The sequence below is a fragment of the Kitasatospora sp. NEAU-69 genome, from assembly GCF_057158765.1.
On record NZ_JBWXUE010000016.1, the window covers coordinates 80,820 to 104,684 of the forward strand.

The 23,865-nt window shown below is 71.7% G+C and carries 16 protein-coding genes; 8 read left to right on the plus strand and 8 right to left on the minus strand.

What is annotated here, in order from left to right; all coding sequences use genetic code 11:
* Positions 1-29 precede the first annotated feature (29 nt).
* Positions 30-2,612, minus strand: a complete 2,583-nt coding sequence (pepN, locus tag AC060L_RS20115) for an aminopeptidase N (protein ID WP_483800196.1) — start codon at positions 2,610-2,612, stop codon at positions 30-32.
* Between the two features lie 204 nt (positions 2,613-2,816).
* On the minus strand, positions 2,817-4,829 hold the full coding sequence (locus AC060L_RS20120) for an outer membrane protein assembly factor BamB family protein (protein WP_483800197.1): 2,013 nt from the start codon (positions 4,827-4,829) through the stop codon (positions 2,817-2,819).
* A gap of 540 nt (positions 4,830-5,369) precedes the next feature.
* Here AC060L_RS20120 and AC060L_RS20125 point away from each other — a divergent pair.
* The 6 genes from AC060L_RS20125 to AC060L_RS20150 all read left to right on the plus strand — a co-directional run bounded on the left by AC060L_RS20125 (position 5,370) and on the right by AC060L_RS20150 (position 13,801).
* Positions 5,370-6,566 (plus strand): ROK family transcriptional regulator, encoded by a 1,197-nt coding sequence (locus AC060L_RS20125; protein WP_483800302.1) that lies wholly within the window; start codon positions 5,370-5,372, stop codon positions 6,564-6,566.
* A gap of 198 nt (positions 6,567-6,764) precedes the next feature.
* Positions 6,765-7,868 carry a sugar ABC transporter substrate-binding protein gene (locus AC060L_RS20130; protein ID WP_483800198.1) on the plus strand — a complete coding sequence of 368 codons (1,104 nt, stop codon included), beginning with the start codon at positions 6,765-6,767 and terminating at the stop codon, positions 7,866-7,868.
* A gap of 126 nt (positions 7,869-7,994) precedes the next feature.
* Positions 7,995-8,780 carry an ATP-binding cassette domain-containing protein gene (locus AC060L_RS20135; RefSeq protein ID WP_483800199.1) on the plus strand — a complete coding sequence of 262 codons (786 nt, stop codon included), beginning with the start codon at positions 7,995-7,997 and terminating at the stop codon, positions 8,778-8,780.
* Complete coding sequence (locus AC060L_RS20140) at positions 8,777-10,063, plus strand: sugar ABC transporter permease (protein ID WP_483800200.1); 1,287 nt, start codon at positions 8,777-8,779, stop codon at positions 10,061-10,063. The genes AC060L_RS20135 and AC060L_RS20140 overlap by 4 nt, the downstream gene beginning before the upstream one ends.
* A 195-nt stretch (positions 10,064-10,258) precedes the next feature.
* Positions 10,259-12,184, plus strand: coding sequence for a 1-deoxy-D-xylulose-5-phosphate synthase (gene dxs / locus AC060L_RS20145; protein WP_483800201.1), 1,926 nt, complete (start codon positions 10,259-10,261; stop codon positions 12,182-12,184).
* Positions 12,185-12,253: 69 nt separating this feature from the next.
* On the plus strand, positions 12,254-13,801 hold the full coding sequence (locus AC060L_RS20150) for an ArnT family glycosyltransferase (protein WP_483800303.1): 1,548 nt from the start codon (positions 12,254-12,256) through the stop codon (positions 13,799-13,801).
* 41 nt (positions 13,802-13,842) lie between these two features.
* On the opposite strand, the gene AC060L_RS20155 is transcribed toward AC060L_RS20150, so the two are convergent.
* The 6 genes from AC060L_RS20155 to AC060L_RS20180 all read right to left on the minus strand — a co-directional run bounded on the left by AC060L_RS20155 (position 13,843) and on the right by AC060L_RS20180 (position 21,190).
* The gene (locus tag AC060L_RS20155; RefSeq protein ID WP_483800202.1) at positions 13,843-14,286 is read right to left on the minus strand and encodes an SPW repeat protein; all 444 of its coding nucleotides are present in this window, start codon (positions 14,284-14,286) and stop codon (positions 13,843-13,845) included.
* 207 nt (positions 14,287-14,493) lie between these two features.
* Positions 14,494-16,623: a 3-hydroxyacyl-CoA dehydrogenase NAD-binding domain-containing protein gene (locus AC060L_RS20160; RefSeq protein WP_483800203.1), complete on the minus strand. Its 2,130-nt coding sequence runs from the start codon at positions 16,621-16,623 to the stop codon at positions 14,494-14,496.
* Positions 16,624-16,625: 2 nt separating this feature from the next.
* Positions 16,626-17,843: a thiolase family protein gene (locus tag AC060L_RS20165; protein WP_483800204.1), complete on the minus strand. Its 1,218-nt coding sequence runs from the start codon at positions 17,841-17,843 to the stop codon at positions 16,626-16,628.
* Positions 17,844-18,131: 288 nt separating this feature from the next.
* Positions 18,132-19,373 (minus strand): HRDC domain-containing protein, encoded by a 1,242-nt coding sequence (locus tag AC060L_RS20170; RefSeq protein WP_483800205.1) that lies wholly within the window; start codon positions 19,371-19,373, stop codon positions 18,132-18,134.
* Between the two features lie 112 nt (positions 19,374-19,485).
* Complete coding sequence (locus tag AC060L_RS20175) at positions 19,486-20,202, minus strand: LuxR C-terminal-related transcriptional regulator (RefSeq protein ID WP_483800206.1); 717 nt, start codon at positions 20,200-20,202, stop codon at positions 19,486-19,488.
* A 313-nt stretch (positions 20,203-20,515) separates the two neighbouring features.
* A complete protein-coding gene (locus tag AC060L_RS20180) occupies positions 20,516-21,190 on the minus strand; it encodes a DUF3000 domain-containing protein (protein ID WP_483800207.1) in 675 nt (224 codons plus the stop codon).
* A 168-nt stretch (positions 21,191-21,358) separates the two neighbouring features.
* On the opposite strand from AC060L_RS20180, the gene hemE reads away from it, so the two are divergent.
* Together hemE and hemG are read left to right on the plus strand one after the other, a co-directional pair.
* Complete coding sequence (hemE, locus tag AC060L_RS20185; protein ID WP_483800304.1) at positions 21,359-22,435, plus strand: uroporphyrinogen decarboxylase; 1,077 nt, start codon at positions 21,359-21,361, stop codon at positions 22,433-22,435.
* Complete coding sequence (hemG, locus tag AC060L_RS20190; protein ID WP_483800208.1) at positions 22,435-23,826, plus strand: protoporphyrinogen oxidase; 1,392 nt, start codon at positions 22,435-22,437, stop codon at positions 23,824-23,826. The genes hemE and hemG overlap by 1 nt, the downstream gene beginning before the upstream one ends.
* Positions 23,827-23,865: the final 39 nt, after the last annotated feature.

Here is a 23,865-nt window from a genome sequence, read left to right on the forward strand (position 1 = left end):
CCCCGCCGCCCCTTACCCCGAACGGGGTGTCAGCTCTGCGCGCCCGCTGCGCGGTCGGCCGACTGGGCCTTCAGGGCCCGCTCCACGCCTGAGCGGGACTCGATCACCAGGCGGGCCAGGGCCGGGGCCGGCTCGGCGGTGGCCAGCCAGGTGTCGGTGGCTTCCAGGGTGGCCGTCGAGACCTGGTAGGACGGGTAGAGCCCCACGGCGATCTGCTGGGCGATCTCGTGGCTGCGGCTCTCCCAGACGCCCTTGAGCGCGTCGAAGTACTTGCCCGTGTACGGGGCCAGCAGCTCGCGCTGGTCGGCGACGTTGAAGCCGCCGATGACGGCGTCCTGGATGTAGTTCGTCAGCTCGTCCGAGTCCACGACCGAGGCCCAGGCCTGCGCCTTCGCCTCGGCGGTCGGACGGGCTGCGCGGCAGGTGGCGGCCTTCTCCTGGCCGGCCGCGGTGTTGTCGCGGGTCAGCTCGGCGGCGATGGCCTCCTCGCCGGAACGGCCGGTGGCGACCAGGCGGGTGAGCAGCTCCCAGCGCAGGTCGGTGTCCACGGCGAGGCCGGGGAGCTCGGTGGAGCCGTCGAGCAGGCCGGCCAGCAGCGCGAGCTGCTCGTCGGTGCGGGCGACCGAGGCGAACGCGCGGGCCCAGGCGAGCTGGTGGTCGCTGCCGGCGGCGGCCGCGCGCAGCTGCTCCTCGGCGGCGGTGGCCCAGCGGACCAGGCCCTGCTCGCGCCAGACCGGGTCGGCGTACATGTCGAGCGCGAGCTTGGCCTGGCGGTGCACCGACTGCACCACGCCGATGTCGGACTCGCGCGGCAGGCCGGCCACGGCGAGCGCGAGGTAGTCGCGGGCGGCGAGTTCGCCGTCCCGGGTCATGTCCCAGGCGGCCGACCAGCAGAGCGCGCGCGGCAGCGGGTCGGCGAAGTCGCCCAGGTGCTCGGTGACCACGGCGAGCGAGGCCGGGTCGAGCCGCAGCTTCGCGTACGAGAGGTCGTCGTCGTTCAGCAGCACGACGGCCGGGCGCTGCCGGCCGACCAGCTGCGGGACGGCCGTCAGTTCGCCGTCGACGTCCAGCTCGACCCGGTCGGTGCGCACCAGCTTGCCGTCGACCAGCTCGTAGCAGCCGATCGCGATCCGGTGCGGGCGCAGCGCCGAGCTGCCCTTGGCGCCCTCGGGCAGGGCCGGGGCCTCCTGGCGGACCGCGAAGGCGGTGATCCGGCCCTCGGCGTCCAGCTCGATCTCCGGGCGCAGCACGTTGATGCCGGCCGTCTCGAGCCAGGCCTTGGACCAGGCCTTCAGGTCGCGCCCGCTGGCCTTCTCCAGCGCGCCGAGCAGGTCGGCGAGCGTGGTGTTGCCCCAGGCGTGTGCCTTGAAGTAGGCCCGCACGCCCGCGAAGAAGGCGTCCTGGCCGACGTACGCGACGAGCTGCTTGAGCACCGAGGCGCCCTTGGCGTACGTGATGCCGTCGAAGTTGACCTGGACGTCCTCCAGGTCGTTGATCTCGGCCATGATCGGGTGGGTCGAGGGCAGCTGGTCCTGCCGGTACGCCCAGGTCTTCATCTGGTTGGCGAACGTGGTCCAACCGTTGGGCCACTGGGTGCCGGCCGGCTCGACCAGCGCGACCATCTCCGCGTAGGTGGCGAACGACTCGTTGAGCCAGAGGTCGTTCCACCACTCCATGGTGACCAGGTCGCCGAACCACATGTGGGCCAGCTCGTGCAGGATCGTGGCGGCGCGCAGCTCGTACGACGCGTCGGTCACCTTGGACCGGAAGACGTACTGGTCGCGCAGGGTCACCGCGCCCGCGTTCTCCATCGCGCCGGCGTTGAACTCCGGTACGAAGAGCTGGTCGTACTTCTCGAACGGGTAGGCGAAGTCGAACTTCTCCTGGAAGTACGTGAAGCCCTGCTTCGTGACGTCGAAGATCGCCTCGGCGTCCAGGTACTCCTTGAGCGAGGGGCGGCAGTAGATGCCGAGCGGGACGACCTGCTCCCCGTGGGTGAACTCGTCGAAGACGCCGACGTACGGGCCGGCGACGAGCGCGGTGATGTACGTGGAGATCCGGCCGGTGGGGGAGAACTCCCAGAGCTGGGTGTCCCCGTCGCCGGTGGGCTCGGGGGTGGGGGAGTTGGAGACGACCACCCAGCCGCGCGGCGCGGTCACGGTGAAGCGGAACGTCGCCTTGAGGTCGGGCTGCTCGAAGCTGGCGAACACCCGGCGGGCGTCCGGCACCTCGAACTGGCTGTACAGGTACGTCTCGCCGTCCACCGGGTCGACGAAGCGGTGCAGACCCTCGCCGGTGTTGGTGTACGCGCAGTCGGCCACCACCCGCAGCTCGTTCTCGGCGGCCAGGCCGGTCAGCGCGATCCGGCTGTCGGCGAAGGCGGAGAGCTCCACCTGCTCGCCGTTCAGCACGATCTCCCGCACGGCGGGCGCGACCAGGTCGATGAACGAGGCGGCGCCGGGCTGGGCGGCGGTGAAGCGGACCACTGTGGTGGACCGGAACGTGCCACCGTCGCGGGCCGAGCTCAGGTCGAGCTCGACGTCGTACGCATCCACGTGCAGGAGAGCGGCCCGGGTACGGGCCTCCTCACGGGTCAAGTTGGTGCCGGGCACTGGCAGGACTCCTTCGTCAGGCTTCTTGCCCGAATCCTCCCACGCCCTCCACACCGCACCACGGAAATTTCCTTACCGGAAGCCGCTGGAGACCACGTGGAGACGGCCTGGAGGCCATCTGAAGACCGACCGGAACGGCCGCAGGGCCCGCGCCGAAGCGCGGGCCCTGCGGTGCGGCGGGTGCCGGCGGCTGCTGCGCAGCCGTCAGCCCTTGGCGTAGAGCGTCGCGGTGGAGTCCATCGGCAGCTGCGGGATGCTCAGCACCCGGCCGTCGTCCGAGGCGTAGACCTGCGCGTTCTGGAACGGCATGAAGGTCGAGCTCTTGGTGGCGAACGACCCGGTCTGGGTCACCGTGCCGTCGGCCGCGGACAGCGTGACCAGCCGGTTGCCCTTGTCGTAGCCGTCCATCGCGATCGCGGTCGCGTTGCCGCTGGTGTCGTGCCGGTCCACCAGGCGCAGCCCGTCCAGGGCCTTGCCGTCGGTGGTCCACAGCGTCTTGCCCGAGGTCAGGTCGATCGCCTCGATCGCGTTCTTGTCGCTCTGCATCACCTCGACGTAGAGCGTGTTCCCGATCACCAGGCTCTTGGTGTACGGGTCCGAGGCGGCGGAGAGCTGCAGCTTGTCGGCGCCGGTGACCTTGAGCGGGATGCGCGCCATCGGGTTGCCCGACGCGTCGATGCCCTGCACGAAGTCGTTGTCGGTGCCCGAGTAGATCGCGAGCACCAGCGGCTTGGCGGAGACGATCGCCTCGAGGTGGTCCTCCTCGCTGGCCAGCGGGAAGGTCTGGGTGGTCTTGCCGCTGTCCGCGTCCAGCACCATCACCTGCTGGTTCGGCGTGGCCTCGGGGCAGTAGTCGCTGACCACCACGACCGAACCGGCCGCGTCCGCGCTGTCGTTGCAGAACTGGCCGCGGTCGTGGTAGCTCCAGACCGGCTGGCCGTTGGTCAGGTTGAAGCCGGCCAGCAGCGAGCCGCTGGCGGCGGCCAGCGTGTTGTCGGTGACGGTCACCTTGGTGTCGAAGCTCTTGTTGTTCTGCGGCGAGCCGACCTTGTAGATCAGCTGCCCGGTCGCGGCGTTGATCGCGCCGACCGCCGAGCAGTCGTTGTCACCGAGGTTGAAGCTGACGCCGCCGATGTTGTCCTTGTTGACGTTGCTGGACATGCTGCAGATCGCCTTGGTGCCGCTCGGGGTCGGGAGCGTCCAGGCGACCTTGCCGTCGGTCAGGTTGTATCCCGTCAGACCGGTGGCGTCGCCGCGCACCAGCAGCTTGTCGGTGGTCCACTGGCCGAGCGTGCGCGAGTCGCTGGTGCCGGCGGTGGACTTCGGCACGGTCCAGACCGGGTTGAGCTTGCCGGCCTGGGTGCCGCCGCCGCTGCTGCTGGTTCCGGTGCTACCGGTGGCGCCGCCGCTGGTCAGGGCGGTGCCGCCGGTGCTGCCGGACGCGGTGTTCTTCTTCGCCCCGCTGCCGAGCACGACCAGGCCGATCACGATGGCGATCACCAGGACCGTGCCGGCGATCGCGCCGAAGACCAGGACCGGGTTGCGCTGCTTGGCCGGGGCGCCGGGCACCACCCAGCCGGGCTGCACGCCACCGGGCTGCGCGACGCCGGGCTGGCCGACGCCAGGCTGGCCGAAGCCGGGCTGCGCCGCGCCGGGGTAGCCGTAGCCGCCGGGCGCCGGCTGCTGCTGCGGGTAGCCGGGCTGCGGGACGCCGTAACCACCCTGGGCCGGTGGCGGCACCGGCGGGCCGTAGCCCTGCGGCGCGCCGAAACCGGGCGCGGGCTGCGGCGGGGCGCCCACCGGCTGGGGGTAGCCGTACCCGGCGGCCGGGGGAGCGACGGCGGGAGCGGGGCCGGGAGCGGGAGCCTGCGCGGGGAAGGCCAGCTCGGTCGGCTGGTACGCGACGCCGGCGGCCGCAGCACCCGGGGCCGGAGCGCCAGGAGCCGGGGCACCCGGAGCCGGAGCAACCGGAGCAGCCGGAGCGCCCGCAGCCGGGGCGGCAGCCGGCGGCGGGGGCACGGCCGCGCCGGGCTTGGCGGGGATCGCCGAGACGTCGAGCTGGGTCGCCTGTTCCGCCACGGCAGCCGCAGCCGCAGCCGCAGCCGCAGCCGCCGCAGCGGCCGGGTCGGCGGCCGGCCAGTTCCCCGGGGCAGGGCCGAAGCCCGGTGCGGCGTCCTGCGGGCCGTTTGGCCCGGCGCTGTGCTGATCCCCTGCCATGTGAATCCCCGTCATTCTGCTGATGCGGGCCGCCCACCCCGGCCCAGTGAACGGCTGGTACTGGTGGGACAGCTGAGAGTAAGGACATCGTAAGGGCGGACTGTTTTCGGCCATCCCCAGGTCGGGCCCGGCCGGCGCCCTGCCGTTGACCAGCCCTTTGCCTGCCGCTCTGCTGGGCCTTGCCCCGCCTTGCTCTGCTCTGTCCGGACCCGTACCGCTCTGCCCCCATCCACCCCGTTCCACCCCGTTTCGCCCCTGCGCCGCCCCCGCGCCCGCCCCGGCTTCGCTCCGCCGCGTGCGCGGGGCGCTCGGCGACGCCCCCACGCCTGCCGCCCGGGTCGCGCAACGAACCGGCTTCGGCCTTGACGCGGCTGCCGGGGCCCGGAGCAGCATAGAGTTCACAAGTTGAAGGTGAACATCTGGTTGAGCCACCGCCACCGGGAGGTTCGGCGGTATCGGCAAGCGAGCTCCGTCGCAATGGCGCGGCGCGGCACGGGAACGGTCGAGTCCCCGTGCCCCGAGAGAGGGTTAAACATGTCCATGGACACGCCGGGTTCGCAGTCCTCACTGCACCGCGCCAACCTCGAACGCGTGCTGCGCGCGGTGCGGATGGCCGGCTCGCTCACCCAGGCCGAGATCGCCCGCGCCACCGGGCTCTCGGCGGCCACGGTCTCCAACATCGTCCGGGAGCTGAAGGAGGCCGGCACTGTGGTGGTGGCGGACACCTCCTCCGGCGGCCGCCGGGCCCGCAGCGTCTCGCTGAGCGGGGACGCCGGGATCGTCGTCGGCATCGACTTCGGCCACTCTCACCTGCGGGTGGCGGTCGGCAACCTGGCCCACCGGGTGCTCGCCGAGGAGAGCGAGCCGATGAACGTCGACGTCTCCGCCGAGCAGGGCTTCGCCCGGGCCGAGGCGCTGGTCGCGCGGCTGCTGGAGCAGGCCGGCTTCCGCTCGGACAAGGTGATCGGGGTGGGCCTGGGTGTGCCCGGCCCGATCGACGTGGAGACCGGCGCGCTCGGCTCCACCGCGATCCTGCCGGGCTGGACGGGCATCGCGCCGGGCCGTGAACTGGCCAAGCGCCTCGGCATGGAGGTACACGTCGACAATGACGCGAACCTCGGTGCGCTCGGCGAGCTGGTCTGGGGCGCGGGCCGCGGGCTGAGCGACCTGGCGTACATCAAGGTGGCCAGCGGCGTCGGCTCCGGACTGGTCATCAACGGTCAGATCTACCGCGGTCCGGGCGGCACGGCCGGCGAGATCGGGCACATCACGCTGGACGAGGCGGGGCCGGTCTGCCGCTGTGGCAACCGCGGCTGCCTGGAGACCTTCGTCGGCTCCCGCTACCTGCTCAACCTCTTGAACGCGAGCCACGAACAGCAGCTGACCCTCTCGAAGGTGGTCCAGCTGGCGCAGCAGGGCGACCTCGGCTGCCGCCGGGTGATCGCGGACGCCGGGCGGCAGATCGGGACCGGTGTGGCGACCCTGTGCAACCTGCTCAACCCGCGCCGGGTGATCCTCGGCGGGGACCTCGCCGAGGCCGGTGAGCTGGTGCTTTCCCCGATCCGGGACTCGGTGGCGCGCTATGCGATCCCCTCGGCGGCCCGTCAGCTCTCCATCGTTCCGGGCACCCTGGGTGGCCGCGCGGAGGTGCTGGGGGCGCTCGCGCTGGTGATGAGCGAAATGGGCGAAACGGGCGCACTCGGACATGCCGGACAGGCTGCCACGACCCGCGGCTGACGCTCGGAAACCTGCCGCCGAGTCAGGGTGGTAGGTGGCTTCTGTCCGTTTAGTCGCGACTTGGGCTTCGGGAAGATAACGAAAGGGTTTGGATCGCGGCTGTCTTGGTTTTACTTGTTGACGCCAAGCCGAGGTGGCGGGTTGACTCCTTCCACCTCGCCGCAATGTTGCGGCCCTGTCAGGGAGGTCTCCCCCACCATGAACGCAATGATGCGTCGCGTCGTCATCGGCACCGCCGCGGTCTCGATGGCCCTCACCATGGCCGCCTGTGGCAAGGCGGGTGGAAGCAGCAGCACCAGCGCGAGCTCGGGTGACACCAAGACGGTCGGCCTGCTGCTGCCGGAGAACTCCTCCTCGGTCCGCTACGAGTCGTTCGACAAGCCGCTCATCCAGGCGAAGGTCAAGGCGCTCTGCGGCGACTGCACCGTCAAGTACAACAACGCCAACGGCGACGCGGCGACCCAGAAGCAGCAGTTCGACACCCTGGTCGCGCAGGGCGTCAAGGTGATCCTGCTGGACGCGGTCGACGCCAAGGGCACCGCGTCCTGGGTGACCGACGCGCAGAAGCAGGGCGTCAAGGTCATCGCGTACGACCGGCTCGCCTCCGGCCCGGTCGCCGCCTACATCTCCTTCGACAACGAGAAGGTCGGCGAGCTCCAGGGTCAGGCCCTGGTGGACGCGCTCAACGCGAACGGCGGCAACGCCAAGAGCGCCAACATCGTGATGATCAACGGCGACGACAACGACCCGAACGCCGGCATGTTCAAGGCCGGTGCGCACAAGGTGCTCGACTCCGCCGTGGGCAAGGTCGTCTACGAGCAGTCCGGTGAGTGGAAGCCCACCGTGGCCAGCCAGAAGATCGGCGCCGCGATCACCTCGCTCGGCAAGAACGGCTTCCAGGCCGTCTACTCCGCCAACGACGGCATGGCCGCCGCCATCATCACCGCGCTGAAGACCGCCGGCATCAACAACATGCCGGTCGGTGGCCAGGACGCCGCCTCCGACGCGATCCAGCGGATCCTCACCGGCGACCAGTCCTACACCATCTACAAGGCGTACAAGCCGGAGGCCGAGGGCGCCGCCACCATCGCGGTCGACCTGCTGCACGGTCTGGACGTCACCGGCACCGCCACCGCCTCCTCCGACAGCAACGGTCTGAAGATCCCGTCCCTGCTGCTCACCCCGGTCGTGGTGACCAAGGCCAACGTCAAGGACACCGTGATCGCCGACGGCCTCTACAAGGCCTCGGACATCTGCACCGCCCAGTACGCCGACGCCTGCAAGGCCGCGGGCATCCAGTAGTAGACGCGGCTTCAGCAGAACGACGAGCCGGCCGGACCTGAGTACCGGTCCGACCGGCCCCTGTCGGCAGTTCGGCGTGCGAGGTTGAACCACGTGCGCCCCTTTTGACCCCCGAAGGAGCCACAGATGGTTCAGTCAGACATACCCGTCCTCGCGCTGCGGGGCGTCTCCAAGCGCTTCGGTGCCGTCCAGGTGCTGACCGACGTCGACCTCGAGGTGCACGCCGGCGAGGTCGTCGCGCTGGTCGGCGACAACGGCGCAGGCAAGTCCACGCTGGTCAAGACGATCGCGGGCGTCCACCCGATCGACGAGGGCAGCATCGAGTGGGCCGGCAAGCCGGTCCAGCTGAACCGCCCTCAGGACGCCCAGGCGCTCGGTGTCGCGACGGTCTACCAGGACCTCGCGCTCTGCGACAACCTCGACGTGGTCGCGAACCTCTTCCTCGGCCGCGAGCTCGTCCGCGGCGGCCGGCTCGACGAGGTGGCCATGGAGAAGCGGGCCAAGGAGCTGCTGGACACGCTCTCGATCCGGATCCCGAGCGTGCGGATCCCGGTCGCCGCCCTCTCCGGCGGCCAGCGCCAGGTGGTCGCGATCGCCCGCGCGCTGATCGGCGACCCGAAGATCGTGATCCTGGACGAGCCGACCGCCGCACTCGGCGTCGAGCAGACCGCCCAGGTGCTCGACCTGGTCGAGCGGCTGCGCGAGCGCGGCCTCGGCGTGATCCTGATCAGCCACAACATGGCCGACGTGCGCGCCGTGGCGGACCAGGTCGCGGTGCTGCGCCTGGGCCGCAACAACGGTGTCTTCCCGGTCGCCAGCGCCAGCCAGGAAACGATCATCTCGGCCATCACCGGTGCCACCGACAACGCGGTGACCCGCCGTCAGGCCCGAGTCGCGGAGACGACCAAGTGAGCAAGAACGAGACGAGCCAGAAAGCCTCTACGGTGACTCAGACCTCCGACAGCGCGGCGCCGATCCCCGCCGTAGACCCCCGCCTGCTGGTCCGTGAGCAGGGTTTCGCCGGCTACCTGGCCGAGTTCCAGCGCAAGCTGCGCGGCGGCGAGCTGGGCTCGCTCCCGGTGGTGCTCGGCCTGATCCTGATCGCGGTGATCTTCCAGGGTCTCAACGGCCACTTCCTGGACCCGCACAACCTCTCCGACATCGCCCTCTACGTCGCCGGCCCCGGCCTGATCTCGGTCGGCATCGTCTTCGTGCTGATCCTCGGTGAGATCGACCTGTCGCTCGGCTCGGTGGCCGGTGCCTCCGCCGCGATATCCGCGGTGCTCGCCGTCCAGCACGGCGTCAACGAGTACCTGGCGATCCTGGTCGCGATCGTCACGGCGCTGGCGATCGGCGCGCTGCACGGCTTCTTCTTCGCCAAGATCGGCGTGCCCGCTTTCGTGGTCACGCTCGCCGGCTTCCTCAGCTGGAGCGGTCTGCAGGGCTACGTGATGGGCACCACCGGGACGCTCAACAACATCCCGAACGGCGTGATCGCCAACCTGGACAACTACTTCTTCAACTCGGTGGCCGCCGCCTACGGGCTGGCCGCGCTCGGCGTGGCCGGGTACCTGGCGGCCGCGCTGCTGGGCGCCAAGGGCCGTCGCGAGGCAGGCCTGCCGGCCAAGCCGGTCGGCGAGATCGTGGTGCGCGCCGCACTGCTGGCCGTGCTCGCCTTCGCCGTGGCCTACGTGCTGAACCAGGACCGCGGGCTGCCGCTGGCGCTGGTGGTCTTCCTCGGTGTGGTCGTCATCACCGACTTCGTGCTGCGCCGCACCACCTACGGCCGCAAGGTCTTCGCGGTCGGCGGTGGCATCGAGGCGGCCCGCCGCGCCGGTATCAACGTGGCCTGGGTGCGGATCTCGGTCTACATGATCTCCGCCGGTCTGGCCGCGGTCGGCGGTCTCTTCATCGCCTCGCAGTCCGGCTTCGCGGACAAGCAGCTGGGCGGCGGCAACACGCTGATGGACGCCATCGCGGCGGCCGTGATCGGCGGCACCAGCCTGTTCGGTGGCCGGGGCAAGACCTGGTCGGCGCTGCTCGGCGCGCTGGTGATCCAGTCCATCATCACCGGCCTGGACCTGCTGGGCATCAACCAGTCCATCCAGTACATGATCACCGGTGCGGTGCTGCTGGCCGCGGTGGTGCTGGACGCGGTCTCCCGCAAGACCCAGAAGTCCTCCGGCCGCGGCTGACGCCGCCCCGAGCCCGATCAGAGGTGTGAAGCCCGGGACGCGCCCGAATCAAGGGGCGCGTCCCGGGCGTTTGCGCGCCTGCTCATCGACCCGAACGGGGCCCGCGCCGCGAAGCGTCCGACGGGTGGACATTAGACTCGACCAGCTGGGTGGACCGAGAGCCTGCCCTGATTCGTACCGATAGAGGAGGAACGGGTGTCCCTGCTGACCCGCATTCGGGGACCGCGCGATCTCGACCGGCTCACCCCCGGGCAGCTGTCTGCCCTCGCCGAGGAGATCCGTGGTTTCCTGATCGAGGAGGTCGCCAAGACCGGCGGACACCTGGGCCCGAACCTCGGTGTGGTCGAGCTGACCATCGCCCTGCACCGGGTCTTCGACTCCCCCCGGGAGCGGATCCTCTTCGACACCGGGCACCAGTCCTACGTCCACAAGCTGCTGACCGGCCGGCAGGACTTCAGCCGGCTGAAGATGAAGGGCGGCCTCTCCGGCTACCCGTCCCGGGCCGAGTCCGAGCACGACGTGATCGAGAACTCGCACGCCTCCACCGTGCTCGGCTGGGCCGACGGCATCGCCAAGGCGAACCAGCTGCGCGGCCTGAAGGACTGCCCGGTGGTCGCGGTCACCGGTGACGGCGCGCTGACCGGCGGCATGGCCTGGGAGGCGCTGAACAACATCGCCGAGTCGCAGGACCGCCCGCTGGTGATCGTCGTCAACGACAACGAGCGCTCCTACTCCCCGACCATCGGCGGCCTGGCCAACCACCTGAGCACGCTGCGCACCACCCAGGGCTACGAGCGCTTCCTGACCTGGGGCAAGGACGCGCTGCAGCGCACCCCGGTGATCGGCGAGCCGCTGGCCGGCGCGCTGCACGGCGCGAAGAAGGGCCTGAAGGACTTCATCGCCCCGCAGGGCATGTTCGAGGACCTCGGCCTGAAGTACCTCGGCCCGATCGACGGCCACGACATCACCGCGCTGGAGTCCGCACTGCGCAAGGCGCGCGGCTTCGGCGGCCCGGTGATCGTGCACTGCATCACCGAGAAGGGCCGCGGTTACCACGCCGCGCTGCAGAACGACGAGGACCGCTTCCACGCGGTCGGCGTGATCCACCCGGACACCGGCCTGCCGGTGAAGACCTCCGGCAAGGACTGGACCTCGGTCTTCTCCGACGAGATGGTCGAGCTCGGCCGCGAGCGCGAGGACATCGTGGCGATCACCGCCGCGATGCTGCACCCGGTCGGCCTGGCCGACTTCGCGAAGGCCTTCCCGCAGCGCACCTTCGACGTCGGCATCGCCGAGCAGCACGCGGCCGTCTCGGCGGCCGGCCTGGCCACCGCCGGCCTGCACCCGGTCGTCGCGGTCTACGCGACCTTCCTCAACCGGGCCTTCGACCAGGTCCTGATGGACGTCGCGCTGCACAGGCTCGGCGTCACCTTCGTGCTCGACCGCGCGGGCGTCACCGGCACCGACGGCGCCTCGCACAACGGCATGTGGGACATGTCGATCCTGCAGGTCGTGCCCGGTCTGCGGCTCGCCGCGCCGCGTGACGCCGAGCAGCTGCGCGCGCAGCTGCGCGAGGCCGTCGCGGTCGAGGACGCGCCGACCGTGCTGCGCTACTCCAAGGGCTCGGTCGGCCCGGCGGTCGCCGCGGTCGGCCGGATCGGCGGGATGGACGTGCTGCACGGCAGCGCGGACCCGGTCGCTGACGGCGAGCGGCGCGCGGACGTGCTGATCGTCTCGGTCGGCGCGCTGGCCCCGCTCTGCCTGGAGGCCGCCGCCCTGCTGGACGCCCAGGGCATCAGCGCCACCGTGGTCGACCCGCGCTGGGTCAAGCCGGTGGACGCCGCGCTGCCCGGCCTGGCGGCCGAGCACCGGGTGGTCGTCACGGTCGAGGACAACGGACGGGCCGGCGGCGTCGGCTCGGCGATCGCCCAGGCGCTGCGCGACGCCGAGGTGGACCTGCCGCTGCGCGACTTCGGCATCCCGCAGGAGTTCCTCGACCACGCCAAGCGCGAGGAGATCATGGCCGAGATCGGGCTGACCGCGCCCGACATCGCCCGTCAGGTCACCGCGCTGGTGTCACGGCTGGACGTCAACGCCGAAGTAGCCGGTGTTACAAAGTGACAGTCATACCCAAAGGCGGGATCGGCGGACTGACCGCCGGTTCCGCCAGGTAGGTTGTCCCTCGTGCCGATCGACACTGCCACCCCGCCACGCCCGGCCGCGCCGCCGGCGGAGCCGGCCACCGAGCCCCCCGGGCCGGCGGCACGGCTGACCGCGCGCGTGCGGACCGGGTACTGGACCCGGGTCGTGCCGGTGCTGGCGCTGCTGGCGGTGCTCACCCACATCCCGTCCTTCCTGCGGCCGGTCTGGAGCCCCGACGAGGGCTACCTGGCCACCCAGGCCCGGATGCTGGCCGACGGCGGTGTGCTCTACGACACCGTGGTGGACCGCAAGCCCCCGCTGCTGCCCTGGCTCTACGAGGCCTGCTTCTCGGTCTTCGGTTCGCTCTCGCTCTGGCCGCTGCGCACCCTGGCGATCGTCGCCCACCTGGTGACCGCGGTGCTGCTCGCCTCGATCGCCCGCGGCCGCTGGGGCAACCGGGCCGGCTGCGCGGCCGGCGTGCTCTACCTGCTGCTCTCGATCGGGCTCTCACCGGAGGACACCCAGGCGGCGACCTTCGAGGTCTTCATGCTGCCCGCCATGGTGGCCGCGTTCCGGTACGCCGAGCGGCGTCGCTGGCTGGCCGCCGGCATCGCGGTGGCGGTCTGCTCGCTGACCAAGCAGACCGGTGGCGCGGTGCTGCTGCCGGTGCTCTGGATGCTCTTCCAGGACGCCCGGCGGCGCGGTGCGCCGTGGAAGGCCCCGCTCTTCAAGACCGCGTTCGGCTTCGCGCTGCCGATAGCGCTGGTCGCGATCATCCTGACCAAGCCGAAGGGCTTCCTGTTCTGGGTGGTCACCGGCAGCGGCGACTACGCCTCGCTGAACGGCGACTGGCTGCTGATGATCGGCCGCGCCCTCGGCAACTCGGCGATCCTGGCCGCCGCCGGACTCGGCTTCCTCTTCCCGCTGGCGTACCGGCTCTGGGCGCGCCTGCGCACCGGGCGCAGCCTGCCGACCGCGGGCGTCGCGCACGGCTCGGTCAGCGACCTGTGGATCTGGCTGGGCTCCTCAGTGGTCGCGGTCTGCACCGGGTTCCACTTCTTCGGCCACTACTACCTCCAGCTGATGCCGCCGCTGGTGCTGCTCGGCGCGGGCGCGGTCGCCGTCTCGGCGGTGAAGTGGAAGCCGGTGATGGTCTACAGCTCCGTCGCCGCCACCGCGTTCTGGGTGCTCGCGGTCGCCTGGCCCGGCCAGGCGATGAGCCAGACCACCCAGGTCGCCACGGCCGTCGCCGCGCGCAGCACGCCCAAGGACACCGTGCTGGTCTGGGGCATGCACCCGGAGCTCTACTGGCTCTCCGACCGCCGCCCGGCCACCCGCTACCTGACGGCCGGCTTCCTGACCAACTTCAGCGGCGGCAAGGGCGGCGCGGACGTCGGCGAGCAGTACAGCGTGCCGGACGCCTGGCAGACCTTCGACCAGGAGCTCGCCAAGGGCCTGCCCGAGATCGTGGTGGACGACTCCGGCGACGCGCCGTACCAGCCGTCCCTGGTGCCCAAGATCGAGGACCTGCTGGACTCGCACTACGAGGTGGTCGGCGCCTACGGCGACACCGTGGTCTACCGGCTCAGGAAGTAGGACCGACCGGCCGGTAGACCACGCCCTGCTGCACCGGCCGGTCAGATCCGGCGCCGGTTCTGCAGGATTCCAGCGGCCGTGAAGGCCAGCAGCACGGTCAGCCCGCCGACGATCACGTTGTTCCAGATCATCCCCTTGTTCGCGGTGTGGCCGACCGTGGCCACCCAGGGCGAGATGATCAGCCAGACCCCGGCCGCGCCCATCGCCCAGGTCAGCCCGAACATCCGGGCCGGAGCGATGGTGAGACCGAGCCCGAGCGCGGCGATACCGATGCCGACGATCAGGTTGCAGACCGTCAGCTCATGGCTGACGGTGCTGAAGTGCACCACGTAGGGCGAGATCGCCAGGTACAGACCGGCGAGGAACACCAGTCCGTCGACGGCCACCCCCTGCGGCCCGTCCATCATCCGTGCGTAGCGGGCCCGCATCTCCGAGATGTCGGGGTGGGTGGAGAGGTCACTTGCTTGATGTGAGACGTCGGCCATACGACTCGCCTCCTTCGTGTGCAAGTCTGAACCGCTTGGCCTAACGGTATTATGCGCTTTGTCCGAATTTGGTGTACATAGCCGAGTCTCAACCGATACGCTCTGCCCCACTGCCTCCTGGGCCCGGGCAAGCCGAAGGGCGGCCCGCTCCGATGTGGAGCGGACCGCCCTTCAAGCTGCGCCGACCGGAGTCGGGCTGCGGGTGCGTCAGGCCGGGACCGACGCCAGGCCCGGGGCCAGGAACTTCTTGCCGTTGACCCGCTCGGAGACGCCCTCGCGGTCCAGGTACGGGGTGATCCCGCCCAGGTGGAACGGCCAGCCGGCGCCGGTGATCATGCACAGGTCGATGTCCTGCGCCTCGCCGACGACGCCCTCGTCGAGCATCAGGCCGATCTCCTGCGCGACCGCGTCCAGGGCGCGGGCGCGCACCTGCTCCTCGGTCAGCGCGCTGTCACCGAACGAGAGCAGCTCCAGCACCTCGGGGTCGAGGACCTGCTTGCCGTCCTGCCAGATGTAGAAGCCGCGCTTGCCGGCCTTGACCACCTTGCCGAGGTTCTCCGAGACGCTGAAGCGCTCCGGGAAGGCGCCGTGCAGCGTCTCCGAGACGTGCAGCGCGATGGCCGGGCCGACCAGCTCGAGCAGCGCGATCGGGGACATCGGCAGGCCGAGCGGCTGCACCGCGGCCTCGACGGTCTCGAACGAGGTGCCCTCGTCGATGATGTTCTGGATCTCGCCCATGAAGCGGGTCAGGATCCGGTTCACCACGAACGCCGGGGCGTCCTTGGTCAGCACGGCCGTCTTCTTCAGCTTCTTGGCCACGCCGAAGGCGGTGGCCAGCGAGGCGTCGTCGGTCTTCTCGGCCCGGACGATCTCCAGCAGCGGGAGGATCGCGACGGGGTTGAAGAAGTGGAAGCCGACCACGCGCTCCGGGTGCTGGAGCTTGGAGGCCATCTCGGTGACCGAGAGCGAGGAGGTGTTGGTGGCCAGCACGCAGCTCGGCGAGACCACGGCCTCCAGCTCGGCGAAGACGTTCTGCTTGACGCCCATCTCCTCGAAGACGGCCTCGATGACGAAGTCCGCGTCGCCGAAGGCGGCGGCCTTGTCCAGCGAGCCGCGCACCAGGCCCTTGAGCTTGTTCGCCTTGTCGCCGTTGATCCGGCCCTTGCCGAGCAGCTTGTCGATCTCGGCGTGCACGTAGCCCACGCCCTTGTCGATCCGCGCCTGGTCGATGTCGGTGAGCACCACCGGCACCTCGAGGCGGCGCGCGAAGAGCAGTGCCAGCTGCGAGGCCATCAGGCCGGCGCCGACGACGCCGACCTTGGTGACCGGGCGGGCCAGCGACTTGTCCGGCGCGCCGAACGGCTTCTTGGCCCGGCGCTGCACCAGGTTGAAGGAGTAGATACCGGCCCGCAGCTCGCCACCCATGATCAGGTCGGCCAGCGCCACGTCCTCGGCGTCGAAGCCCTTCTGCAGGTCGCCGTCCTTCGCGGCGGCCATGATGTCCAGCGCGCGGTAGGCGGCCGGAGCGGCGCCGTGCACCTTGGCGTCGGCGACCGCGCGACCCCAGGCGATGCACTGGTCCCAGTTCTCGCCGCGGTCGATCTCGGGGCGCGCGACGACGGTCTCGCCCTTGAGGACCTTGGCGGCCCACAGGATCGACTGCTCCAGGAAGTCGGCCGGCTCGAAGATCGCGTCAGCGATACCGAGCTCGAACACCTCCTTGCCCTTGAGCTGCTTGTTCTGGCTCATCGAGTTCTCGATGATGACCTTGACGGCGTTCGCCGGGCCGACCAGGTTCGGCAGGATGGTGCAGCCGCCCCAGCCGGGAACCAGGCCGAGGAAGACCTCGGGCAGCGAGAAGGCCGGCACGCCGGAGCTGACGGTGCGGTAGGTGCAGTGCAGACCGACCTCGACACCGCCGCCCATCGCGGCGCCGTTGTAGAACGTGAAGCTCGGCACCGGCAGCGCGGCGATCCGCTTGAAGACCTCGTGGCCGCCCTTGCCGATGGCCAGCGCGTCGGAGTGCTCCTTGAGGATCTCCACGCCCTTGAGGTCGGCGCCGACCGCGAAGATGAACGGCTTGCCGGTGATCGCGACGGCGGCGATCTTGCCCTCGGCCGCCTCGGCCTCGACCTGGTCCAGCGCCTCGGACAGCTTGATCAGCGAGCCCGGGCCGAAGGTGGTCGGCTTGGTGTGGTCGAAGCCGTTGTCGAGCGTGATCAGCGCGATCCGGCCGGCCTGCAGCGGCAGGTCCAGGTGGCGCACGTGCGCGGTCGTGACGACCTCGCCCGGGAACAGCTCGGCGCCGCGCTTGAGGAGCTCAGTGGTGTTGCTCATGATCACTTACCACCCTCGAAGTGCGGGTTCTCCCAGATGATGGTCCCGCCCATGCCGAAACCGACGCACATGGTGGTCAGGCCGTAGCGGATGTCCGGGCGCTGCTCGAAGCGGCGGGCCAGCTGGTTCATCAGGCGCACGCCCGAGGAGGCCAGCGGGTGGCCGTAGGCGATCGCGCCGCCGAACGGGTTGACCCGCTCGTCGTCGTCCGCGATGCCGTAGTGGTCCAGGAAGGCCAGCACCTGCACGGCGAAGGCCTCGTTGACCTCGAAGGCCTGGATGTCGTCGATCGTCAGGCCGGCCTTGGCCAGTGCCTTCTCGGTGGCCGGCACCGGGCCGATGCCCATGACCTCGGGCTCGACGCCCGCGAAGGCGTACGAGACCAGGCGCATCTTGACCGGCAGGCCGAGCTCCTCGGCCACGTCCTCGGCGGCCAGCAGCGAGGCGGTCGCACCGTCGTTCAGACCGGCCGAGTTGCCCGCGGTGATGTTGCCGTGCGGGCGGAACGGGGTCTTCAGGTTCGCCAGCGACTCCATCGTGGTGCCCGGGCGCATCGGCTCGTCCGTGGTCGCCAGGCCCCAGCCGGTCTCGCCGACCTCGGGGTTGGTGTTGCGGATCGCGATCGGCACCAGGTCCGGCTGGATGTCGCCGTTGGCGTACGCCTTGGCGGCCTTCTCCTGGGAGCGCACCGCGTAGGCGTCGCAGCGCTCCTTGGTGAGGTGCGGGAACCGGTCGTGCAGGTTCTCCGCGGTCATGCCCATGAACAGGGCGGACTCGTCGACCAGCTTCTCCGAGACGAAGCGCGGGTTCGGGTCCACGCCCTCGCCCATCGGGTGCCGGCCCATGTGCTCGACGCCACCGGCGACGACGATGTCGTACGCGCCGAAGGCGATGCCGCCCGCGGTGGCGGTGACGGCGGTCAGCGCGCCGGCGCACATCCGGTCGATGGAGTAGCCCGGAACGGACTTCGGCAGGCCGGCCAGCATGGCGGCGGTACGGCCGATGGTCAGACCCTGGTCGCCGATCTGCGTGGTGGCCGCGACGGCGACCTCGTCGATCCGCTCGACGGGCAGGTTCGGGTTGCGGCGCACGAGCTCCCGGATGCACTTGACGACCAGGTCGTCCGCACGGGTCTCGTGGTAGATGCCCTTCGGGCCGGCCTTGCCGAACGGGGTGCGGACGCCGTCAACGAAGACGACGTCCCTCGCGGTACGAGGCACGGGGGCTCTCCTCCCAGGGGACATGGCATGGTGCGCAGCGACGCGCTCGAAACGAGCCACGCTGCTTCACCAGCCATGCTACTGGTCGGTAACCAACTTGCCCAGGGCCGGGTCTCCCCGTCGGGGTGTGTCCCCCGACACCCTTGTTTTGTGCTCGGCTCGCCGCCGGGCGCTCGAACCCGGCGCCGACGGTCGGCGGGCACTGCGCTCCCTCGTACCTCGGTCGCTTGGCCCTTCTCCCTCTCGGCACCGGCGCGCCCTTTGGCTCGCTCGCTACGCGGTCCTGGCTCAGGAAGCCTCGCGGGCCGCCTCGAAGGCCTCGGCGACCGGTCCGGCCACCAGGGCGACCTGCCACTGGCGGGCGCCCAGCGCGCGTAGTGCGTCGGAGATCGCGGGTGCGGTCGGCGCGGCCGGCGGGTCCCAGGAGATCCGCCGGATCAGCTCGGGGGTGATCAGGTTCTCGGCCGGCAGCTTGTGCTCCTCGGCCAGCTCGGCGATCGCCGCCCGGGCGCCGGCGAGCCGGGCCGCGGCGACCGGGTCCTTCTCGGCCCAGGCGCGCGGCGGCGGCGGGCCCTCGTGCGGGGCGGCGGCCGGCGGCAGCTGCGCCTCCGGGATCGCGCGGGCCCGCTCGATCGCGGCCAGCCACTGCTCCAGCTGCCGCCGGTGCACCCGCGGCCCGAAGCCCTGCAGCGCCTGCAGGGTCGGCAGCGCGAGCGGCATGGCGAGCGCGGCGTTGACGATCGCGGCGTCCGAGAGCACCCGGCCGGGGGAGACGTCGCGCTCCTGGGCGATCTTGTCCCGGGTCTGCCACAGCTCGCGGACCGCGGCCAGCTGCCGGCGCCGGCGGACCTTGTGCAGGCCGGAGGTGCGCCGCCAGGGGTCGACCCGGGGCGCGGGCCGCGGGGCGGCCGCGATCGCCGCGAACTCCTCCAGCGCCCAGTCGAGCTTGCCCTGGCCGTCCAGCTCCTGTTCGAGTGCGTCACGCAGCTCGACCAGCACCTCGACGTCCAGAGCGGCGTAGCGCAGCCACGGCTCGGGCAGCGGGCGGGTGGACCAGTCCACCGCGGAGTGCTCCTTGGCGAGCGAGTAGCCGAGCACGCTCTCGGTCATCGGCCCGAGGCCGACCCGCGGGAACCCGGCGATCCGGCCGGCCAGCTCGGTGTCGAAAAGGCGCTGCGGGCGCATGCCCACCTCGGCCAGGCAGGGCAGGTCCTGGGTCGCCGCGTGCACCACCCACTCGGCGTCGGCGAGCACCTCGCCGAGGCCGCTCAGATCGGGGCAGGCGATCGGGTCGATCAGCGCCGTCCCGGAGCCGGCCCGGCGCAGCTGGATCAGGTAGGCCCGCTGGCCGTAGCGGTAGCCGGAGGCCCGCTCGGCGTCCACGGCGACCGGTCCGGTGCCACCGGCGAAAGCGGTGACGACGGCGGCGAGCGCTTCGTCGTCGGCCACGACCGGTGGCAGCCCCTCCCTCGGTTCGAGCAGCGGCACCGGGGCGGTCTCTAGGGCGATGGCTTCTGCGGCGTCGGTCACCCCCCAAGGGTACGACGAGCCTTGCCGGCGGGAGCCTGATCGTCGGGCGCGGACCTGCCCGGATACGCGCGGCGGTCCGGAGGAAACGTTCCTCCGGACCGCCTGCGGACCACTAGTGGATGATCCCGGTCCGCAGCGCGACCGCGACCATGCCGGCCCGGTCGCCGGTGCCGAGCTTGCGCGCGATCCGGGCCAGGTGGCTCTTCACGGTGAGCGCGGAGAGTCCCATCGCGACCCCGATCGCCTTGTTCGACTGACCCTCCGCGACCAGCCGCAGCACCTCGACCTCGCGCCCGGACAGCTCCCGGTAGGCGGCCGGCGGGGCCCCGGGCGCACCGGTGGCGCCGGGTGCGCCGGGCGCTCCGACGTGGCCGGGGGAGCCGGGCATCCCCGGCCGGCGCAGCCGTCCGGCCAGCCCCGCGGCGCCGAGCGGCAGCCCGGGGCGGCCCGGCATCGCGACGTTGGTCCGGGTGCCGGTGACCACGTAACCCTTCACCCCGCCGGCCAGCGCGCTGCGCACCGCGCCGATGTCGTCGGCGGCGGACAGCGCCAGGCCGTTCGGCCAGCCCGCGGCGCGGGTCTCGGCCAGGATGGTGAGCCCCGACCCGTCCGGCAGGTGGACGTCGGCCACGCAGATGTCGCGCGGGGTGGAGACCCGGGGCCGGGCCTCCGCGATGGACGACACCTCGATGACGTCGCGCACGCCGAGCGCCCAGAGGTGCCGCGTGACGGTGCTGCGGACCCGGGGGTCGGCGATCACCACCATCGCGGTGGGCTTGGTCGGGCGGTAGGCGACCACGTTTGCGGGGTGCTCGAGAAGGACCGACACCGTGCCTCCTGGGGGAGTGGCGGACGGAACCCCGATGGGCGAAGGAGTCGGAGTGTTCCGCGTGTGGAATAGGGTCACAGACTGCTTCGGCATCAACCGTGTCCGGCTTTAGCGAATGATCACGATCTAGTGAGTCACAATACGGACAAATCGCGTGGACGATTGCCATGACATGCCCGCAAGTCGGAAGAAATCGGTCGTCTTCGGAGCGAAACGGTCATGCGGTGGGCGGTAGTTGACGCGCCGTGATGCCCCGTGCGCAGGTGGTGGCCCGATTACGGCATGCCGGGGGTGACTGAGCGTCCGTCAGCCTTCAGTGTGAGCGCGGCCGACGCCGGGCCGGCATCGGGACCACTCCGCCGAGTGACGGCGCGTCGGTCGACGGCAGCGGCACCGGTGTGGTCGGCGGCAGTCCGGCGCAGACGCAGAGCAGGTCGGTCCAGGCGGTCAGGTGCCGCTCGAACCGGCCGTCGGCGGGCGTCCAGGAGGCCCGCAGCTCGATCTCGGTGGACGGCGGGCGCTCGGCCAGCGCGCCGAAGTACTGCGAGGCGGCCCGGGTCACCGTGCCGCCCGGCTCGGTGAAGCCGGCGCCGTGCGTCTGCAGCGCGTCCATCAGCCAGGACCAGCCGACCTCGGAGAGCAGCGGGTCACCGGCGATCTCCGGCTCCAGCTCGGCCCGGGTCATCGTGACCACCCGGAACTCGCCCTGCCACGGCTCGGGCGCCGCCGGATCGTGCAGAAGCACGAAGCGCCCGTCGGCCAGCTCCTCGCCGTCCAGCTCGACCGAGGCGGTCACCGCCCAGCTGTACGGGGCCAGCCGGCGCGGCGCGGGGGCCGGTTCGAGCAGCACCTCGGGGCGCGGCCGCACGGCCGTCAGCGCCTCGACCGCGCTGCGGAAGGCGTTGACGGGCGGCTCTGCCGCGGGGATCGACGCCGACTCCTTGCTCGTTCCGCCATTCTGTGCGGGGTTCCCGCCGACCGCTGCCATGATCTGAAGACTAGGCCCTGCCCGCCGCTTCCCGGCGTACCGGCACGCAGACCCGCCGGGCGAGGCCCCCTGGCCCGGTGGAGGATCACACGAGCGGGCCGACGACTTGATCACCAAAGCGCGTGGGAGGATGGCCGCGTGAGTGAGACAACCGCAGCCCAGCCCGCCGTGCCGTCCTCCGCCGTAGAGCAGGCGGCCGCGCGCCGCAGTGCCGCGGCCGACTCCGCGTTCCTGCGCGCGTGCCGGCACGAGCCGGTGCCGCACACACCGGTCTGGTTCATGCGACAGGCCGGGCGCTCGCTGCCCGAGTACCACAAGGTGCGCGAGGGCGTCCCGATGCTCGACTCCTGCATGCGCCCCGACCTGGTCAAGGAGATCACCCTGCAGCCGGTGCGCCGGCACAAGGTGGACGCCGCGATCTTCTTCAGCGACATCGTGGTGCCGCTCAAGGCGGTCGGCATCGACGTGGACATCAAGCCCGGCGTCGGCCCGGTGATCGCCGACCCGATCCGCACCAGGGCCGACCTGCAGCGGCTGCGCGCGCTCGAGCCCGACGACGTCCCCTACATCACCGAGGCGGTCGGCCTGCTCGTCGACGAGCTCGGTGAGAAGCCGCTGATCGGCTTCGCCGGCGCGCCGTACACGCTGGCCAGCTACCTGATCGAGGGCGGCCCGTCGAAGAACCACGAGCGCACCAAGGCCATGATGTACGGCGAGCCCGAGCTGTGGGCCGAGCTGCTGGACCGGCTGGCCGACATCACCGCGAGCTTCCTGAAGGTGCAGATCGAGGCGGGCGTCTCGGCGGTCCAGCTGTTCGACTCCTGGGTCGGCTCGCTCGCCCCCGACGACTACCGCCGCTCGGTCATGCCGGCCAGCAGCAAGGTCTTCGACGCGGTCGCCGACTACGGCGTGCCGCGGATCCACTTCGGTGTCGGCACCGGCGAGTTGCTCGGTCTGATGGGCCGGGCCGGCGCGGACGTGGTCGGCGTCGACTGGCGGGTGCCGCTGAACGAGGCGTCGGTCCGGGTCGGCCCCGGCAAGGCGCTGCAGGGCAACCTCGACCCGGCGGTGCTCTTCGCGCCGACCAAGGTGGTGGAGACGAAGGCCCGCGAGGTGCTGCACGCGGCGAACTCGCTCGGCACCAGCGGCCACATCTTCAACCTCGGCCACGGCGTGGTGCCGAGCATGGACCCGGACGCGCTCAGCCGCCTGGTCGCCTTCGTGCACGAGGCCAGCGCGCGCTGATGGCTGCCGCACTGACGCCCGCCGCGCTGCCGCGGGTCGCGGTGATCGGTGGCGGCATCGCGGGCCTGACGGCCGCGGCCTGCCTGAGCGGCGCCGCCGGCGGTCCGGCCCGGGCAACCGTCACGCTGCTGGAGGCGGGGCCGCGCTTCGGCGGCAAGCTGCAGCTCGGCGAGGTCGGCGGGGTCCAGGTGGACCTCGGCGCCGAGTCGATGCTGGCCCGCCGTCCCGAGGCCGTCCAGCTCGCCCGGGAAGTCGGCCTGGCCGACTTCCTGGAGCCGCCCAGCACCGCCAAGGCCGCGATCTGGACCAGGGACGCGCTGCGCCCGCTGCCGGCCGGTCAGCTGATGGGCGTGCCCGGCGATCTGGCGGCGCTGGCCGCCTCCACCGTGCTCACCGAGGACGGGCTGCGCCGGGTGGGCGAGGAGCGCCCGGCCGAGCTCGGCGAGGACGTCGCGATCGGCCGTTACGTCGCCGAGCGGCTCGGCCGCGAGGTGGTCGACCGGCTGGTCGAACCGCTGCTCGGCGGCGTCTACGCGGGCCGGGCCGACGAGATCTCGATGCGCGCCGCGGTGCCGCAGCTGCTGCAGATCGCCCAGGGCGGCGGCTCGCTGGTGGCCGGCGTGCACGCGATGCTGGACCGGCCGCAGGCCGGCGGCCCGGTCTTCCAGGGCCTGCGCGGCGGCCTCGGCACGCTGCCGCTCGCGCTCGCCGCGGCCTGCGAGAAGGCCGGCGCCGAGCTGCTGCTGAACACCCCCGTCGGCGAGCTGCGCCGCACCCCCGACGGCTGGCTGGTGGACGGCCGTTCGTTCGACGCCGTGCTGCTCACCGTGCCCGCCCCGGCGGCCGCCCGGCTGCTGGCCGCCGACGCCCCCGGCGCGGCGGCCGAGCTGGCCGAGGTCGAGTACGCGGGGATGGCGCTGGTCACGCTCGCCTTCCGGCGCGCCGACCTGGCCGAGCCGCTGCCGGGCAGCGGCTTCCTGGTGCCGCCGGTGGACGGCCGCTCGATCAAGGCGTCGACCTTCTCCTCGCAGAAGTGGGGCTGGCTGGACCGCTCGGCCCCCGACACCTTCGTGCTGCGCACCTCGCTCGGCCGGCACCGCGACGAGGCCGCGCTGGACCTGGACGACCGGGAGCTGGTCGACCTCTCGCTGGCCGACCTGCGCAGCGCGGTCGGCCTGACCGCCCGGCCGTACGACACCGCGGTGACCCGCTGGCGGTCCGGCCTGCCGCAGTACCCGGTCGGCCACCAGGCCAGGGTGGCCCGGATCCGGGCCGGGGTCGCCGCCGTCGGCGGCCTCGCGCTGGCCGGCGCCGCGTACGACGGCGTGGGCATCCCGGCCTGCATCGCGAGCGCCCGCCGGGCGGCCGACGAACTGCTGACGAACCGCTGACGACTTGCTGACGAGCTGCTGACCCCGGCGGCGGGGACA

What these genes read in the sequence shown, in the direction of transcription:
- hemG (WP_483800208.1), top strand. Translation starts at nt 22,435, where the DNA reads ATGGCTGCCGCACTGACGCCCGCCGCGCTGCCGCGGGTCGCGGTGATC.
- AC060L_RS20120 (WP_483800197.1), bottom strand. Translation starts at nt 4,829, where the DNA reads ATGGCAGGGGATCAGCACAGCGCCGGGCCAAACGGCCCGCAGGACGCC.
- AC060L_RS20160 (WP_483800203.1), bottom strand. Translation starts at nt 16,623, where the DNA reads ATGAGCAACACCACTGAGCTCCTCAAGCGCGGCGCCGAGCTGTTCCCG.
- AC060L_RS20135 (WP_483800199.1), top strand. Translation starts at nt 7,995, where the DNA reads ATGGTTCAGTCAGACATACCCGTCCTCGCGCTGCGGGGCGTCTCCAAG.
- AC060L_RS20130 (WP_483800198.1), top strand. Translation starts at nt 6,765, where the DNA reads ATGAACGCAATGATGCGTCGCGTCGTCATCGGCACCGCCGCGGTCTCG.
- AC060L_RS20180 (WP_483800207.1), bottom strand. Translation starts at nt 21,190, where the DNA reads ATGGCAGCGGTCGGCGGGAACCCCGCACAGAATGGCGGAACGAGCAAG.
- AC060L_RS20125 (WP_483800302.1), top strand. Translation starts at nt 5,370, where the DNA reads ATGGACACGCCGGGTTCGCAGTCCTCACTGCACCGCGCCAACCTCGAA.
- AC060L_RS20155 (WP_483800202.1), bottom strand. Translation starts at nt 14,286, where the DNA reads ATGGCCGACGTCTCACATCAAGCAAGTGACCTCTCCACCCACCCCGAC.